The organism is Actinomyces sp. ICM47, from assembly GCF_000278725.1.
Taxonomy (GTDB): domain Bacteria; phylum Actinomycetota; class Actinomycetes; order Actinomycetales; family Actinomycetaceae; genus Pauljensenia.
In genome coordinates, this window is record NZ_ALCA01000104.1 from 1 (window position 1) to 15,746 (window position 15,746).

A 15,746-nucleotide genomic window follows, 5' to 3' on the forward strand; every position below is an offset into this window, starting at 1 on the left:
GTGAACGAAAGGGCGGCCCCGCAGGTGTGTCTGCGGGGCCGCCCTTTCGCCATCAGCGTGCGTGCGTCGGTTACTGTCCGCGCTTCACGGACTCGAGCAGCATGACGGCGACATCGCGCACCTCCGGGAGCTTCCCGCGTGTCGGTGTTGAGGTGCCCTCGGTGCCTCGGTCGGTGGCGTCGGAGGAAACGAATCCGGCGGATGTGCCCGACGCGGAGCCGAGCATCTGGGAGCAGAAGGGGCAGGCCGTCGCGACGACGTCCGCGCCCGTGGACGCGGCCTCGACGATACGAGCGTCTGCGATACGGGTCCCACGCGTCTCTTCGAACCAGGCGTGCGCGCCGCCCGCGCCGCAGCACATCGCGCGGTCGCGGTTGCGCGGCATCTCGACGAGTTCCACGTTCGGCAGGGAACCCACGAGCTCGCGCGGCGGCTCGTAGATACGGTTGTGGCGTCCCAGGAAGCACGCGTCGTGGTAGGTGACCTTCAGGGGTGTGCCGACCGAGGGAGCGTTGTCTGCCGACTGTGCCCCGGCCTCGTCCGTGGCGTCCTCGCTCGCGGAGGCAGTGGACGCAGCCGAGGCCGTGGGGGCCACCGGCGTGAGCAGGCCGTCTCGCACGAGGCGGTTGAGGAGCTGCGTATGGTGGACGACGTCGAAGTGCCCGCCCAGCTCCGGGTACTCGCCTGCGATTGTGTTGAAGCAGTGCGCGCAGGAGACGACGATCTTCTGCGGCTTGGCTTCCTTGAGCGTGTCGATCGCCTGGGCGGCCAACATCTGGAAGAGCGCCTCGTTGCCAGCGCGGCGGGCCGGGTCGCCCGTGCATGATTCGCCCGATCCGAGGACCGCGAAGGACACGCCCGCCGTGTGCAGCAGCTCGGCGACGGCGGCGCTGGTCTTCTTTGCTGTGTCGTCGTAGGCACCCGCGCAGCCCACCCAGAACAGGTAGTCAACCTGCGAGGCGTCCTCGATGTCCTCGCCGACGACGGGGATGTCGAAGTCCAGCTTCTTCGCCCAGTCCATGCGCTTGCGAGCTGCCTGGTTGTAGGGGTTCGCCTTGGATTCCATGCCGCGGAACGCGCGGCCCAGCTCGCGGGGGAACGCACCCTCCATGAGGACCTGGTGGCGGCGCAGATCGAGGATGTGATCGATGTGTTCGATGTCGACAGGGCACTGCTCGACGCAGGCACCGCAGTTCGTGCAGTCCCATAGGACCTCTTCGGAGACGACCTCGGGGACCAGGGGAGCGGTGACCGCGGAAACGCCCTCGGGGCCGGTCGCGCCCGACAGGGACAGGGCGGAGACGAGATCAAAGGAGTGCGGCGAGGCCGGCACGCCCTTGTCAAGCAGTACCTCGCCGTCCTCGATTTTCTGGGGGCCTTCCTCCTGCTCGACGATCTGCACGTTGGAGGCGGATTCCATGTGGTCGCGCAGGCCCATGATGAGCAGCTTGGGGGAGAGGGGCTTCTGGGTGTTCCACGCGGGGCACAGCTCCTGGCAGCGACCGCACTCGGTGCACGAGTACAGGTCTAGACGCGCCTTCCACGAGAAGTCGTCGACCGTGCCCACGCCGAGGACCGTGTCCTCGGGGAGATCGTCGAAGTCGTCCTCGCTGGTGACGGGCTTGCCGTCAATGAGCATGTGGTCAGCCGGTCCCAGGGACTTCGTGCCGTCGGCGTTGCGGCGCGTGTACAGGTTGAGGATCGCGACGAAGCGGTGCCACGCGACGCCCATGCCGGTCTGAATGCCGACGACCGTCAGCCAGGTCATGGAGGTGATGACCTTGAGCGCGCTGACCAGGACGATTGCGTTTGCGAGCGACGCGGCCGAGGAGGAGGCCGCGGCAACGAAGAGCGCGCCGAGCCAGGCGGTGAGTGGGAAGTGCAGTGCGGTCGCGTGGGCCTCGAGGCCCGGCGTGACGCTGAAGAGCGCGTATTCGAGGCCACGCAAGGCCACGACGCACGCGCACACGATGAGGATGACCCACTCAACGAAGAGCGCTTGCCAGCGGGTCGAACCCAGGAAGCGGGAGGCCAGGCCGCGCGGGGAGGAGTCGCGCGGGTGAGGCTTGGCCAGGGACGAGGGCGGGGCGCCGTTCGGGTCGGCCGCGGCGGCAGCACCGTCGGGATCGTCGTTGGACAGGGCCGCCTCGGCGGCCGTGCCGCGCCCGGCGCGCTGGCGCACGATCATGAGGAGGATGATGCCGGCCAGGCCGCCCCACGCGAAGACTTCGGTGAGCCACTCCCACGGCGCGAAGTGGCCGAGGAGGGGCAGCGTGAAGGTCTGGATGCGCAGCTGCGCGTAGCCCGTGACCAGGGTGAGGAAGAGGATCGGGAAGGACACCATGACGAGCCAGTGGGCGCACTTGATCCAGGGGCGGCCCTTGAACTCGCGGTGGGTGAGGGCCGCCGAGACGACGCCCCACGCTCGCTTGCCGACCGGACGCAGGCGCCCCGGATCCGGCGTTCCCGCCGAGACCGTGCGCCACATGTGAGTCAGGCCTCGCGCGAACGACAGGATGGCCAGAGCGCTCACCAGCAGGGCGAGTCCCCACATGATGGCGCTCAGCGTTGGATTGGCCACGTTTCCTCCTCTGTTTTTTCTGCACTCCATTGTGGCATCTCGATCCGCGAGCGACCGAATTCCCCGGCAAAGCGTGCGCAATTACGCGCCGAGTGGCCTGCGCGGAGGCACAGATGTGCTCACCACAACGTGGATATGTGCCACGAGCTGTGAAAAAGTGTGTCAAAGTGAGATCGTGCTTCCCGTCTCGCAGCCAGACATGACACTGTCCGACCAGGAACTCTTCGGGGACGATCACCCGCACGATCACTGCGGTGTCTTCGGAGTATGGGCCCCGGGCGAGGATGTTTCCCGCCTGACCTACTTCTCCCTCTATGCCCTCCAGCACCGAGGCCAACAGAGTGCTGGCATTGCTACCTCGAATGGCAAGCAGATCCTCGTCTACAAGGACCAGGGACTCGTCTCCAAGGTGTTTTCCGAGCAGTCCCTCCAGGGCCTGCGCGGCCACATCGCGCTGGGACACGTGCGCTACGCGACGACCGGCGCGGACGTGTGGCGCAACGCCCAGCCGACGCTGGGTCCCACCCCCACGGGCACGCTTGCCCTGGCCCACAACGGCAACCTGACAAACACGGTTGAGCTGCGTGAGCTGGCCGCCGACATCGCCGACGACGGCGAGGACTTCGAGCGCGGAGCCTCTACCGACACTTCCCTCGTGACCGCGCTCCTCGGCATGGCCGACCGTATTCCCGGTCCGGCCCCCTTCATCGCGACACCCGCCGTCACGCCCGGTGACGCGGAGGGGGACGAGGTGACCTCGGCCTCGGCGGTGGTCGATCCTGAACCCGCGCCCCTCGTTGGTGCCGCCCTGAAGGTCCTGCCGCGCATCAGGGGAGCGTTCTCCCTGGTCTTCATGGACGAGAACACGCTGTACGCCGCGCGTGATCCGCATGGCTACCGCCCGCTTGTGCTCGGTCGCCTGGCCTCCGGCTGGGTTGTCGCCTCCGAGACGGCTGCCCTGGACCTGTGCGGCGCGACCGTCGTGCGCGAGATCGAGCCCGGCGAGCTGATTTCCATCGACGCGTCGGGCGTGCACTCGCGCCGCTTCGCTGTGCGCCGAGCCAACACCTGCGTCTTCGAGTACGTGTACCTGGCCCGCCCCGACACGACGATTGGTGGACGCCGCATCGTCGCCGCGCGCCACGAGATGGGGGCTGCGCTTGCGCGAGAGAACCCCATCGAGGCGGACCTGGTGATGCCCACCCCCGACTCGGGCACGCCCGCCGCTATCGGCTACGCGCAGGAGGCCGGCATCCCCTTCGCGCAGGGCCTCGTGAAGAACGCCTACGTGGGTCGCACCTTCATCGAACCCACGCAGTCGCTGCGCCAGCTCGGCATCCGCCTCAAGCTCAACCCGCTGCGCGAGGTCATCGAAGGCAAGCGCCTGGTCGTCATCGACGACTCCATCGTGCGCGGCAATACGCAGCGCGCGCTGGTCAGAATGCTGCGCGAGTCCGGGGCAGCCGAGGTGCACATTCGCATCTCGTCCCCGCCCGTCCTGTGGCCGTGCTTCTTCGGCATCGACTTCCCGACGCGCGCTGAGCTGATTGCCTCCTCCATGGACGTCGATCAGGTGCGCGCTCACCTCGGTGCCGATTCCCTGGCGTACCTCTCCATCGATGGCATGGTCGCGGCCACCGGGCAGGGGACCTCCCTGTGCTTGGGCTGCTTCACCGGCGAATACCCCGAGGCGATCCCCGCCGGGACGCCCGTACCCGGAACCCCCGACGCCACCCCCTGCTAACCTCCACGCCCGCGACGCGCCCCCCGCGTCGCGGGCTTTGTTACTGTCCCGATCACCCAGACATGGCCTCGTCGAGCGCCACCCGCGAAAGGCACCACCCATGACCGACACCCCCCTTGACTACGCGACCGCTGGCGTCGACACGGCGGCGGGAGACCGCGCCGTCGAGCTGATGAAGAGCGCCGTCGCCGCCACCCACGACTCCACCGTGCTCGGCGCGACCGGCGGATTCGCCGGCATGGTTGACGCGTCGGCGCTGCTGGGCATGGAGAAGCCGCTCCTGGCGACCTCCACGGACGGCGTGGGCACGAAGATTGCGATTGCGCAGGCCATGGATGTGCACGACACGATCGGCCAGGACCTGGTCGGCATGGTCGTCGACGACATTGTCGTGATCGGTGCGCGCCCGGTTCTCATGACTGACTACATCGCCTGCGGGCACGTCGTCCCCGAGCGTATCGCTTCCATCGTCACCGGCATCGCGCGGGCCTGTGAGGCCACGGGCACGCCCCTCATCGGCGGCGAGACAGCGGAGCATCCGGGCGTCATGGAACCCGACGACTACGACATCGCGGGCGCGGCGACCGGCGTCGTGGACGCCTCGAAGCTGCTGGGTCCCGAGCGCGTGACCGATGGGGATGTCGTTATCGCGATGGCCTCCTCGGGCCTGCACTCTAACGGCTACTCGCTGGTTCGCTCCGTCGTCTCCCGCGTCGGCGCGTCGCTGGAGTCCCACGTCGCCGAGTTCGGCCGCACCCTCGGCGAGGAACTCCTCGAGCCCACCCGCCTGTACACTCGCCTGTGCCTTGACCTGGTCGAGCACTTCGGCGTCGGCGGCATTCACGCCTACTCGCACGTGACCGGCGGCGGCCTGGCCGCGAACCTGTCGCGTGTCCTGCCCCAGGGTGCCATCGCCACCGTGGACCGCTCCACGTGGACCGTCCCCGCCGTGTTCGACTGGGTGCGCCGCGGCGGCGACGTCACCTGGGTCGGCATGGAGGACTCCCTGAACCTGGGCGTCGGCATGGTCGCCGTCGTCTCCGCGTCCGTGGCCTCCGAGGTCTTGGCCGCGATCAACGAGGCCGGGGTGGCGGCGTGGGTCCTGGGTTCCGTGACGTCGGCCGGTGCTGACGGTACGGTGGCTGGCTTCGGGTTGGTCTCGGACCTGAGCGCGGACTCCTCCGGCGTGCGCCTCATTTCCGGCACGAAGGGCGTCCAGGCGGGTGCCGTGCTGCTGCACGGCGAGTACCGCGTCAGCTGATTCTTCTGCGTCTCCGAGCTCGAGCGGGCGGGGCTGGGGCCGGGTGGCCTTGGCCCCGCTGTGCTTGGGGATGGACGAGGCCTCGGCGCGACCAAGCGGGAAACTTCGGCGGGTGCGCATGACAGCGACGCATGCGTGACAGCGATGCGCGCGGTACGCTGACGCGCGCGGCCGTGAACCGGGACCTGACGCTAGGTTTCGGGTACGCCAAAGCGGCGGACCGGGGCCGGTCCGCCGAATGGCTCAGCCGTTACTTGGTGGAGGAACCACCCGTCCAGAAGGACTCATCGAGCTGCTTCGGGTCGATGTCGTCGTCCTCTGCCGGAATATCCGCGAAGTCGGCGTATTTCGAGTAGAGGTCGTCGTCGATTGCATCGTCCTCTTCAGGCTCGTCCACGGCACTGTTCGTCGTGTACGAGTCCTCATCCGCCAGCTCTCGCTGAAGTGCGTGTAGGTCGGTGTCGGGGCTGAAGTACTTCAGCTTCCGAGCGACTTTCATCTGCTTAGCCTTTTGACGGCCGCGCCCCATGGCGTCGACCCCCTCCGCGTCGTTCGGGTCCGCATCAAGCGGTTCCCTGGGTGTTCAAAATGTTTCGTGGGACCATCATAGCTAATGGAACGGCTTGACCTCACCTTGGATCGGTTTTTGCGCGCTGAGCGGATTGACCCGAAGGGGGTGAATCCCCGGCAACACGCCGAAAACGTGCGCGACGCGCAGCGTCATGTGAACGGTATTACGGATTAATCTGTCAGGCGCGCAGATGCGCAATCCCCTCGCACGAGCGGGATGCCCGGGCGAGGGGAGCACACGGAAAGGCGGAAGAGTCAGGCGTCCACGGCCTCGTCGGCCTTCGCGAGCGCGGCGAGAGTCTGCTTGGCGGCCTCGCGGCCGATGCGGCGAGCCTGACGGCGTGCGCGACGCGGCTTACGCGTGGCCAGCAGGACGAGGACGCCGATGGCACCCACCGTGGACAGGGCGACGACGGCGACCTTCTTGATGGCCTCCGCGTTGCCGCCGACTGCGTCCTGAAGAGTCAGAGACGCGCTCTCCTTGAAGGACTTGAAACGCACGGTGGCCTCCTCCTTCGCTTCCTGGGCGAGGGTGGCGGGCTGCACGCGCGCGTAGAGCTGATCGATCGTGGCGGCCAGCTCGGCGCGCTGACGCTCGAGGTCGGCCTCAATCTGGGCTGTGGTGCGTGTGCCGGAAGGCTGAGCGGCGCGCTCGCCGACGGTCACGGTGCGCGGGTCGACGGAGTTGCTCACTTGCCCAGTCCCTTCTCGATAGCTTCCTTGGTAGCGGCCACCGATGCGGCCGGATCCGGACGGTGCTTCTGCGCGCTCTGGAGGGCGTTCTTACCCGCCAGGGCCAGGGTCGCCACGATGACCAGCAGGATCACGACAACAATCAGCGACGCCGCCCACGCCGGAAGCACGAGGGCCAGGAGAACCTCGACCGTGTGGAGAGTCCAACCCAGTAGGAAAAGCGCGAAAACGGCGGCCGTGACGAGCAGGCCCGCACCCTTACCACTCTTGGCGGCGAAAGCGCGCGCCTTCGTCTTATTGAGCTCGATCTCGTCACGCAGAATTCCCGACAGCTGGCTGGTCACCAGTGCGACGAGGCTGCCAATGCTGGGGCGTGCCTCGGATGCGGGAGCCGCGTGCTGCGGCGCGTGCTGCGTGGGGGCCTCGGGCGGCGGGTACTGCCCGGGCTGGGGGATAGACTGGGTCATAGGGGCTCCTGCGCGTGCGGGGTAACGAGGCGACGGCTCGCCTGATAAGCCTAGTCTCTCATGAAGAGAGGCGGCTCGCAGTGACCCGTACGCTACTCCTCGCGTTACTCCTTCGGCGCGATGGGACCCGGCAGATCCGACAGGATCTTGCGGGCGCGCACGACCAGCTCGGAGACCTCATCCTCGGCCTGTGCTGGGTCCTCAGAATCGACCGCGGGGATGTCGCGGAGCGGCGCGTTGTCGGCCGAACCAGCGTTCGTTTCAACCGGCGCAATGAGCACCGGCTCGTCCACAGGGGCCTCGTCAAAAGAAAGATCCTGAGCGTTCGTCGCCGCGCCAATCGAGCGGCGGGCGGGAGCCGACGAGGGAAGGGAACCGGAGGTGCCAGCCACGACCTCGTCAAAGGGGGAGGGGAGTGATGCACGGAGGGTGCTCTGATCCTCCGGGTTGGCCTCCAGGGACGTCGCGATGATCACGGGCGTGGGGTTCGGCGCGTCAAGCGACACTCGACCGTTCGTGAGCAGAATCGCACGGTCCGTCGAGGCGGCTAGCTCCGGGGACGGCGTTGAGACGACGACCGCGCAGCCCGCCTTGGTCAGCGACCTCAGGAGCGGCTCGAACTCGGTGCGCGCCTCATCGGGCAGGGAAATCGGATCCTCAATGAGGAACACCTCCGCACCGGACACGATCGCGCGAGCGATCAGCGCCTTGAAACGCTCCCACGGCGTCAGCTCCGAGGGATACCGATCAACGCGCTGCGCCAGACCCGTCACCTGGAGCGACCCCACCAGGTTATCCCAGTCCGCGACCGAACCCGTCGCCGACAGGGGTTCGAGGATGTTCTGGCGGATCGTCAGCGTCTCATCCAGCGGAGAATCCATACGGATCAGCGCCACCGAGCCGATGCGGCCCGCCAGGCGCGCCACCCACGAACGCGACGGCGCAGCGATAATGCGGCCAGCCTGCGGCTCTTCGAGGCCCGCAAGGATCAGGAACAGGGCGCGAGCACGGCGGCCCGTCGGATCCAGGATCGCGCTCAGCGTGCGCGCGCGGAAACCCATGTCCACGTTCGCCAGGAGGAGCGCGCCCGTCGCATGATCCGTGTAGGTCAGGCCCAGGCCGGCGACCAGGACCTTGCCGCCGCCGCCCTTCGCCGCAAACGAGCGGCGTGAACGGTACCACGGGCGCGGCTCAGTCGCGGGCACGCGTGCAGGCACCGGCGCGACCATGACCTTACTCTGCGTCCGGCGAGGAGCCGGTGGCTGCGGAGAGTACTGGGGGGCCTGCGCGCCGCTCTGGGGGCTGTGCGCGTACGGGGAGTTCTGGGGCTGCTGAGCGTCAGTCAGGACGGCCTCGTCCTGCGCGCCCGTCGTCGACGAGGCCGTGGCCCCCTCGACGGCAGCGTCGACCGCAGCAGCGGCGGTCGGCTCCGCGACGGCCTGCCCAGCGGCAGCCGTCAAGTCAGCCACGTCCTGGCCATCCGTACCCTGCAGGTTTTCACGCGAGTCGTTCGACATGCCCCTATTGTTTCAGGATCGTGTCGTTTGTGCCGTAATGGCGCGCGGGAGCTAGGGGAGTGGAGCTGGTGATGTTGCTCGAAACTTGCTCGCAATGTGGCTTGCGTCGCGTGTTGTGTGGTGATACGCTGTAAGCGATTGATTCTCAGTAAGGGTCGACTCGTTGGCGGCTCTGAATGCTCCACCGGGCGTTTCTTCGCGAAACGCCCGGTATTTTGTGAAATGAGCGCAAATGTGTGTGCAGTGTGACACCATGTGTCTATGATTGATTCCTCAGAAAATGTTCCGGGTATCCGCTACCGGGTCGGCATCGACGTCGGCCTGAAATCCATTGGCTTTTGCGCGGTCGAGGTCGATCGCAACGATCAGCCTGTCAGGATGCTGAACTCTATGGTGTTCATCCACGACGCCGGCGTCGACCCGAACGAGAACAAGGCAGCTAAGAGCCGAAAGCTCACCGCCGGTGTCGCCCGCCGGACGCGTCGCCTCTACCGCACGCGGCACCAGCGCCTCGTGAATCTTGATCGTGTTCTGTCCAAGGAATTCGGCTGGCCTCTACCCGATCTCACTTCTTTTAAGGATCCTCGAGAGCCGTGGCACGTGCGTGCAGGCCTGCTGGAGGGCTACATCGCGGATGATGAGAAGCGCAAGGAAGCACTCTCGATCGCGTTGCGTCATATTGCCCGTCACCGAGGCTGGCGGAATCCCTACGCGAAGGTGGAGACGCTGCTGCAGCCCTCCGAACCCAGTGACTTCCTCAAGGGGCTCAACGATCGTATTAGTGAGGAGCTGGGGAGGGCTTTCCCGGCTGATGCGACTCCCGGGCAGCTGGTGGACACCTACCTGGCGCATCCCGACTACGTGGGCCGTGCCGGCACTCCGAAGCTCAGAGGCCCCCAGGGGATCCTGGCTGGCAAACTTCACCAGAGCGATAATGCGCAGGAGATTCGTGGGATCTGCGATGTCCAAAGGATCGAACCCGCGGAACGTGATCGTTTGATTCGCGTTGTGTTCGAGGCAAAGTCCCCGAAGGGAAGCGCCAAGGAACGCGGCCTCGTCGGCTACGACGAACTGCCGGGACAGGGCAGACACGTGCGCGCCGAGAAGGCGCATCCCGCATTCCAGCTGTTCCGCATGGTGAGTGTGCTGGCGAACCTGCGTATTCGAGAGGGACGTGAGGAGCGTCCGCTGACCCCCGACGAACTCGAGGACCTTGTCGACTTCATCAATCAGGTCAGCCTCAAACAGGAAGTTACGTGGCAGGACCTGGCGGATAAGCTTCGGATTGAGCGAGCAGACCTGCGCGGCACCGCGAAGGCGTCCTTCGATGGCTCGCCGGTCCTGCGCAATCCTCCGACCGACGTGACCACCGAGAAGATCATGGCCTGCAAGGTCAAGTGGCTGAAGGAGTGGTGGAAGGAAGCGGACGACGAACAGCGTGGCTACATGGTGGACGCGTTCTCGAACTCCGGTGGATCCGAGGATGGGACCGACGTTAACGACGAGGTCGCCGAGCTGCTCGAGCAGGCAACTGAGGACGATCAGCTCGAGTTCGAGAAGATCTCGCTTCCGCAGGGACGAGCCGCGTATTCGTTGGATTCCCTGCGTCGTCTCACCGACAGGATGCTTCGCGACGGTGTTGATCTGCATACGGCTCGGCGCCTGGAGTTCAACGTCGGTGATGACTGGAAGCCTGCCGTAGAACCGATTGGAGCGCCGACGGGGAACCCGGCGGTTGATCGTGTCCTCAAGCAGGTCAGCAGGTGGCTGCATGCTGCCACTGAACGCTGGGGTGAACCGACGGTCATCAATATCGAGCATGCGCGCGATGGGCTTGGGTCTGAGCGGGTCGCTCGTGAACTCATGCGCGAGAACGAGAAGCGACGCAAGGCAAACGCTTCAGCTGTTGCTGAGATGGCTGCAAAGCTTAAGCTCTCTGGAAAGGTGCATCGCTCCGACCAGATTCGGTACTTCGCCTTGCAACGGCAGAACTGCCAGTGCCTGTACTGCGGAGCACCGATCACGTATACGACCGCGGAAATGGACCACATTGTTCCGCGTGCGGACGGTTCATCGACAAACGACCGCTCCAATCTGGCTGCGGTGTGCCGTACCTGCAACCACATGAAGGGCAAGATTCCCTTTGCCGTGTGGGCATCGTCAGACAAAGCGAATCAGGGAGTGTCCCTGACGGGTGCGCTCGAGCGCGTCAATATGTGGCAGCGCGACAGCGGCATGTCTCCCAGGCAGCTCAAGCAGCTGCAGCGCGAAGTCTGTGCGCGCCTCAAGTCGAAGAAGCCGGACCAGGAGTTCGACGGTCGATCCATGGAATCCGTCGCCTGGATGGCTGTCGAGCTGCGCACCCGCATCGAGGGGTTCTACCGCTCGCGAGACGAGGAGTCGGTTCCCTCGGTGGGCGTCTACCGAGGACAGCTGACCGCCGAGGCTCGTAGGGCCTCGGGCTTCGAAAGCCGCGTCAACCTGATCGGTGGTCGAGGCAAGACCCGATTCGATCGGCGTCACCATGCGATGGATGCGCTCGTCATCGCGCTCATGAACCCGTCGGTGTCGCGGACGCTGGCGCTGCGACTCAACATGCGCGACGCGCAGCGTCTGACGGGCGTTGAGGAAACCTGGAAGCATTTCTACGGGAAGCCCGGCGAGGCATCGAAGCGTTTCGAGTCCTGGCGAGAATCGATGCTGCGTGGCGTCGAGCTCTTCAACATTGCGCTGAGCGACAATGCGATCCCCTTCGTTGAAAATATCCGCTTGCGCGTCGGTTCGAGCGTCATTCATGACGCGACCGTGCACTCGTTCTGCCCGCCGAAGACCCCGGACGGGAAGCAAATCATCACAAAGGGATACGGTGAGCAGCACTCGCTTGGTTCTGCCATGCCCGTCGAACTGATTGATCGTGCTGAGACTCCGGCCCTGTGGACCGCGCTCACTCGGTGCCCCGATTTCGATCCGAAGAAGGGCCTGCCCGAAAATCCGCAGCGCACGATCTCAGTGAATGGAACCCGCGTGGGGCCGACGGAGCTGGTGAACTTCTTCGAGTTTTCGAAGTCGGGTCCGAAAGCCTGTCTGAAGGTGCGTGGTGGTTATGTTGACCTAAGCGGTGCGATCCACCACGCGAGGATCTATCGGATTGCCGGTAAGAAGACCGCCTATGCGATGATTCGCGTCTTCCAGGTAGATCTGCTGCGCCTCAAGGACCACGACGTCTTCACCACGCCGCTTAAGCCGTCGACCATCTCGATGCGAACTGCGGAACCTAAGATCCGGGAGGCACTTGCCAACGGGACGGCAACGCAGATCGGCTGGCTGGTTGAAGGTGACGAGCTTGTGATCGACACCAGTAAGTACTCCGGTGGCTTTATCGGTGAGGTTCTTGCGCGGTATCCAGAGGCGACCAGTTGGCGTGTGGCCGGTTTTATGACACCGGCAAAGCTGCGTATCAAGCCGATACTCCTATCGAAGGAAGGCTTTGTGGATGAGACGCAGGCTGCGCTTCTGGGGGTTGAAGTGACATCCGAAGCTATTCAGAAGACTGTAGATAGGCCAGGCTGGTTACCTGCAGTAAATGTTCTGTTTGGTGCAGGAGGAGTACGTGTCATTCGCCGAAATTGTCTGGGCGAGGAACGTTACCATTCTTCGGCGTCGCTTCCCGTATCCATGACGCTGGAGTGATTCCCCATGGCAGAGCAGTGGCGTGTTGTTGACCTGTGTACTTTCGAGGGGGATCTTCGTGCTGTTCGTGGCGGTGTGGAAGTCTGTCCAGATGAAGGTGCGTCGACGGTTCTGCCTGTTGCAGAGCTGGCTGTGGTCCTTATTGGCATGAAGGTCAACCTGAGCGCCGCTGTTCTCCACCGTCTGTCTGAGGCGGATGTCGCGGTGCTCTTCTGTGACTGGAGAGGCATCCCAGAGGGCGGCTGCTACTCGTGGTCGGATCACGGTCGAGTAGCAGCCCGTCACCGGGCGCAGGCAGAGGTCTCGGTGCCTCGGAAAAAGAACGCGTGGGCACGCTTGGTTCGCGCAAAAATCGAGGGCCAGGCATCCGTTCTCGAGAACCTGAAGATTCGAGGCAGCGGCGAGCTTCTTGCGCTTGCGGACCAGGTGCGCTCGGGTGACCCCGGAAACGTTGAGGCTCAGGCCGCTCGTCTCTACTGGTCGCGGACGCTCGGTCGGGGAGTGGGGCGACAGCCAGCGGCCGGTCAGCTGATTGGTGCCAACGCCTGTCTGGACTATGGCTACGCGGTGCTTCGTGGGCATCTCATGCGCGCCGTTCTCGCAGCTGGTCTCGCTCCGGCACTCGGTGTGTTCCACCGGGGACGCGGGAACGCGTTCGCGCTGGCCGATGACCTGATCGAGCCTTTTCGACCTGCAATCGACGAAGTAGCACTACCTCTCCCCGCCACGGCCTCCCCCTCGGATCGAGAGGTCAAGCAGCTTCTGGTCGCGGCTGCGTCGCAGCGTTTTGATGCGGATGGCCATGGGATTCCAGCTGTCGCCGAGGCGCTGGCTCAGTCTTTTGGGCGCTATATCGAAGGGGATATTGATCGCCTTCAGGTGGCGTCGTGGCAGGGGCCATCGCGGGTTGGCGTGGGTGACTGAGATGGCGGATGACGCGATGTGGTGCTTGGTGATGTTTGATCTCCCGGTGGAGACGAAGAAACAGCGTCGTGAGGCGACGCGTTTCCGGAATGATCTGCTGGATTGGGGGTTCTGTATGGTTCAGTTCAGCGTGTACGTGAAGTACTGGCCGACGGGTGGGCAGGACCATGCAACGCTGAGGGCGATCAAGACGCACCTACCTGAGGGCGGGCAGGTGCGGGTGCTCGCTCTGACGGATCGACAGTGGGCGACGGGGCTTCGTTTTGATAATGCGAAGCCTCGGAAGGAGGCTGGAGCACCCGAACAGCTCATGATTTTCTAACCAAAAATCCCGAATTTTCGGCTATTTTCTGCCGAAAATTCGGGGTTCTCAGTATATCAAAGGGGATTGGTGATTGATTCCCAGCATGCGGCGCTGTGGGGTGTCGCCGTCGACAGTATATCAAAGGGGATTGGTGATTGATTCCCAGCAACGAGCCGCCGACCTTCTGGAAGCCGACAGTATATCAAAGGGGATTGGTGATTGATTCCCAGCTAGCAACGCTGACCTTGGGCGCGGTCAGCAGTATATCAAAGGGGATTGGTGATTGATTCCCAGCACGGGTGGTATGTCTTCCCGGACAAGTTCAGTATATCAAAGGGGATTGGTGATTGATTCCCAGCACCAGCGGCTGGACGCGCTGGAGGCCTCGCAGTATATCAAAGGGGATTGGTGATTGATTCCCAGCGTCACGCGACACACCATGTCGGGTAGTGCAGTATATCAAAGGGGATTGGTGATTGATTCCCAGCACTGATACGCTCGTCCGGGGACATGTCCCAGTATATCAAAGGGGATTGGTGATTGATTCCCAGCGAGCTGCGCCCTGCGTACAAGACGGCGTCAGTATATCAAAGGGGATTGGTGATTGATTCCCAGCGTAACTCCCTTAATGCGAGTATCGTCGGTAGTATATCAAAGGGGATTGGTGATTGATTCCCAGCAGGACGGACCAAACTGATCTGATTGAACCAGTATATCAAAGGGGATTGGTGATTGATTCCCAGCCCTCGCACAAATTGGTGATGACAAGCCGCAGTATATCAAAGGGGATTGGTGATTGATTCCCAGCTCGACCGCGAGCGCCTTGACGATGAGGTCAGTATATCAAAGGGGATTGGTGATTGATTCCCAGCGCGAGCGGTCAAGTGGTTGCGTCGGCGCCAGTATATCAAAGGGGGGCAGTGTCATAGGGTGTAAGCAATTTTCGTGTAGCGGTGATGCTGTTCGGAGGCTGATCATGGGGTGTCGTCGGATGCTGAGTGTTGAGGATCGCGCGGCGATCATGGCGGGGTTGGAGGCGGGCTTGTCCCAGACGCGTATCGCCCACTTGATTGGGCGTAGCCCCTCGGTGGTGTGCCGTGAAATCGCCCGCCATCGGGGTCCTGGCGGCGTGTACCAGGCCGAGGATGCCGGGAGAGCAGCGCAGGTGGCCAGGCGCCGCCCTAAGAAGCGGCTCCTGGACCGCGATGAGATTCTCCGCCGCCGCGTGATCTTTGATTTGTCGCAGGGGCGCACGCCCCGCCAGATCAGCGGACGCCTGAGCGTGGAGGCATGTGGCACAGTGGCTCCTATGGATAATTCTCCCCACGCCCAGGGCCGCACGATCAGCCACGAGGCGATCTACACGTGGATCTACGCCCACCCCAAGAAGACGCTGATCGAGCACGGCGTATGCCTGCCCTCCAGGCGGTGGATGCGCAAGAAACCCCCTGCAGGCGGGCGCACACCACCCATTGTCGGCATGCGATTAATTGACGAACGCCCCGACATTGCTGACCGGATGATCCCTGGCAACTGGGAGGGGGACCTCATCATCGGCAAAGATGGGGCCAGTGCGTGCGCAACCCTGGTCGAGCGCACCACCCGCTACCTGATCATCGTGGCCCTGCCACTGGGACGCAGGGCCGACCAGGTCTGTGATGCGCTCACCCGCCGCATCCAGGGCCTACCCGAAGGAGCGATGCGAACACTGACATGGGACCAAGGACGGGAAATGGCCCGCCACCAGCGCCTCACCCAAGATACCGGCGTGGAGGTGTTCTTCGCTCACCCCCATAGCCCCTGGGAGCGAGGAACAAACGAAAATACCAACCGACTTATCCGCCGCTACCTTCCCAAAGGAACCCCCATCACCAGCCACCAGCCCTACCTCGACGCCATCGCCTACGAACTGAACAACTGCCCCAGAGCCACCCTCGGCTACCGCACCCCCACAGAAGCATTCAACCAACTCATTGCTACCACCCATTGACACCA

The 15,746-nt window shown here is 64.3% G+C and carries 11 protein-coding genes and 1 CRISPR repeat array; of the genes, 6 read left to right on the forward strand and 5 right to left on the reverse strand.

Annotated features, from left to right (window positions below; genetic code table 11):
* Nucleotides 1-70: 70 nt before the first annotated feature.
* Nucleotides 71-2,581: a (Fe-S)-binding protein gene (locus HMPREF1136_RS07155; RefSeq protein ID WP_009648681.1), complete on the reverse strand. Its 2,511-nt coding sequence runs from the start codon at nt 2,579-2,581 to the stop codon at nt 71-73.
* Nucleotides 2,582-2,756: 175 nt separating this feature from the next.
* On the opposite strand from HMPREF1136_RS07155, the gene purF reads away from it, so the two are divergent.
* Both purF and purM read left to right on the forward strand, forming a co-directional pair.
* Nucleotides 2,757-4,325, forward strand: coding sequence for an amidophosphoribosyltransferase (gene purF / locus HMPREF1136_RS07160; protein WP_009648684.1), 1,569 nt, complete (start codon nt 2,757-2,759; stop codon nt 4,323-4,325).
* A 100-nt stretch (nt 4,326-4,425) separates the two neighbouring features.
* A complete protein-coding gene (gene purM, locus HMPREF1136_RS07165) occupies nt 4,426-5,586 on the forward strand; it encodes a phosphoribosylformylglycinamidine cyclo-ligase (protein WP_009648685.1) in 1,161 nt (386 codons plus the stop codon).
* A 250-nt stretch (nt 5,587-5,836) separates the two neighbouring features.
* Here purM and HMPREF1136_RS07170 read toward each other — a convergent pair whose 3' ends face one another.
* The 4 genes from HMPREF1136_RS07170 to HMPREF1136_RS07185 form a co-directional block, all read right to left on the reverse strand.
* Nucleotides 5,837-6,115 carry a DUF3073 domain-containing protein gene (locus tag HMPREF1136_RS07170; RefSeq protein WP_034505325.1) on the reverse strand — a complete coding sequence of 93 codons (279 nt, stop codon included), beginning with the start codon at nt 6,113-6,115 and terminating at the stop codon, nt 5,837-5,839.
* Nucleotides 6,116-6,411: 296 nt separating this feature from the next.
* Nucleotides 6,412-6,849 (reverse strand): DUF3618 domain-containing protein, encoded by a 438-nt coding sequence (locus HMPREF1136_RS07175; RefSeq protein ID WP_009648679.1) that lies wholly within the window; start codon nt 6,847-6,849, stop codon nt 6,412-6,414.
* Nucleotides 6,846-7,316, reverse strand: coding sequence for a phage holin family protein (locus tag HMPREF1136_RS07180; RefSeq protein WP_009648678.1), 471 nt, complete (start codon nt 7,314-7,316; stop codon nt 6,846-6,848). Before HMPREF1136_RS07180 ends, HMPREF1136_RS07175 begins: the two co-directional genes overlap by 4 nt.
* Nucleotides 7,317-7,420: 104 nt before the next feature.
* Nucleotides 7,421-8,833, reverse strand: a complete 1,413-nt coding sequence (locus HMPREF1136_RS07185) for an ATP-binding cassette domain-containing protein (protein ID WP_009648677.1) — start codon at nt 8,831-8,833, stop codon at nt 7,421-7,423.
* Nucleotides 8,834-9,094: 261 nt separating this feature from the next.
* Between HMPREF1136_RS07185 and cas9 the strand changes: the two genes are divergently transcribed.
* The 4 genes from cas9 (at nt 9,095) to HMPREF1136_RS07205 (ending at nt 15,741) form a co-directional block, all read left to right on the forward strand.
* Entirely contained in the window at nt 9,095-12,523 is a 3,429-nt protein-coding gene (gene cas9, locus HMPREF1136_RS07190; RefSeq protein ID WP_034505327.1) for a type II CRISPR RNA-guided endonuclease Cas9, read from the forward strand.
* 6 nt (nt 12,524-12,529) lie between these two features.
* Entirely contained in the window at nt 12,530-13,447 is a 918-nt protein-coding gene (gene cas1 / locus HMPREF1136_RS07195) for a type II CRISPR-associated endonuclease Cas1 (RefSeq protein WP_009648682.1), read from the forward strand.
* Between the two features lies 1 nt (nt 13,448).
* A complete protein-coding gene (gene cas2 / locus HMPREF1136_RS07200; RefSeq protein ID WP_034505330.1) occupies nt 13,449-13,769 on the forward strand; it encodes a CRISPR-associated endonuclease Cas2 in 321 nt (106 codons plus the stop codon).
* A 49-nt stretch (nt 13,770-13,818) separates the two neighbouring features.
* A CRISPR array of direct repeats spans nt 13,819-14,623; the repeat unit is 36 nt; unit sequence CAGTATATCAAAGGGGATTGGTGATTGATTCCCAGC.
* Nucleotides 14,624-14,727: 104 nt separating this feature from the next.
* Nucleotides 14,728-15,741 (forward strand): IS30 family transposase, encoded by a 1,014-nt coding sequence (locus HMPREF1136_RS07205; RefSeq protein ID WP_034504165.1) that lies wholly within the window; start codon nt 14,728-14,730, stop codon nt 15,739-15,741.
* Nucleotides 15,742-15,746: the final 5 nt, after the last annotated feature.

Excerpts from the sequence above, each read along its gene's own strand:
- HMPREF1136_RS07185 (WP_009648677.1), bottom strand. The coding sequence starts at position 8,833 with ATGTCGAACGACTCGCGTGAAAACCTGCAGGGTACGGATGGCCAGGAC.
- cas2 (WP_034505330.1), top strand. The coding sequence starts at position 13,449 with ATGGCGGATGACGCGATGTGGTGCTTGGTGATGTTTGATCTCCCGGTG.
- HMPREF1136_RS07205 (WP_034504165.1), top strand. The coding sequence starts at position 14,728 with ATGGGGTGTCGTCGGATGCTGAGTGTTGAGGATCGCGCGGCGATCATG.
- cas9 (WP_034505327.1), top strand. The coding sequence starts at position 9,095 with ATGATTGATTCCTCAGAAAATGTTCCGGGTATCCGCTACCGGGTCGGC.
- cas1 (WP_009648682.1), top strand. The coding sequence starts at position 12,530 with ATGGCAGAGCAGTGGCGTGTTGTTGACCTGTGTACTTTCGAGGGGGAT.
- HMPREF1136_RS07170 (WP_034505325.1), bottom strand. The coding sequence starts at position 6,115 with ATGGGGCGCGGCCGTCAAAAGGCTAAGCAGATGAAAGTCGCTCGGAAG.
- HMPREF1136_RS07180 (WP_009648678.1), bottom strand. The coding sequence starts at position 7,316 with ATGACCCAGTCTATCCCCCAGCCCGGGCAGTACCCGCCGCCCGAGGCC.
- purM (WP_009648685.1), top strand. The coding sequence starts at position 4,426 with ATGACCGACACCCCCCTTGACTACGCGACCGCTGGCGTCGACACGGCG.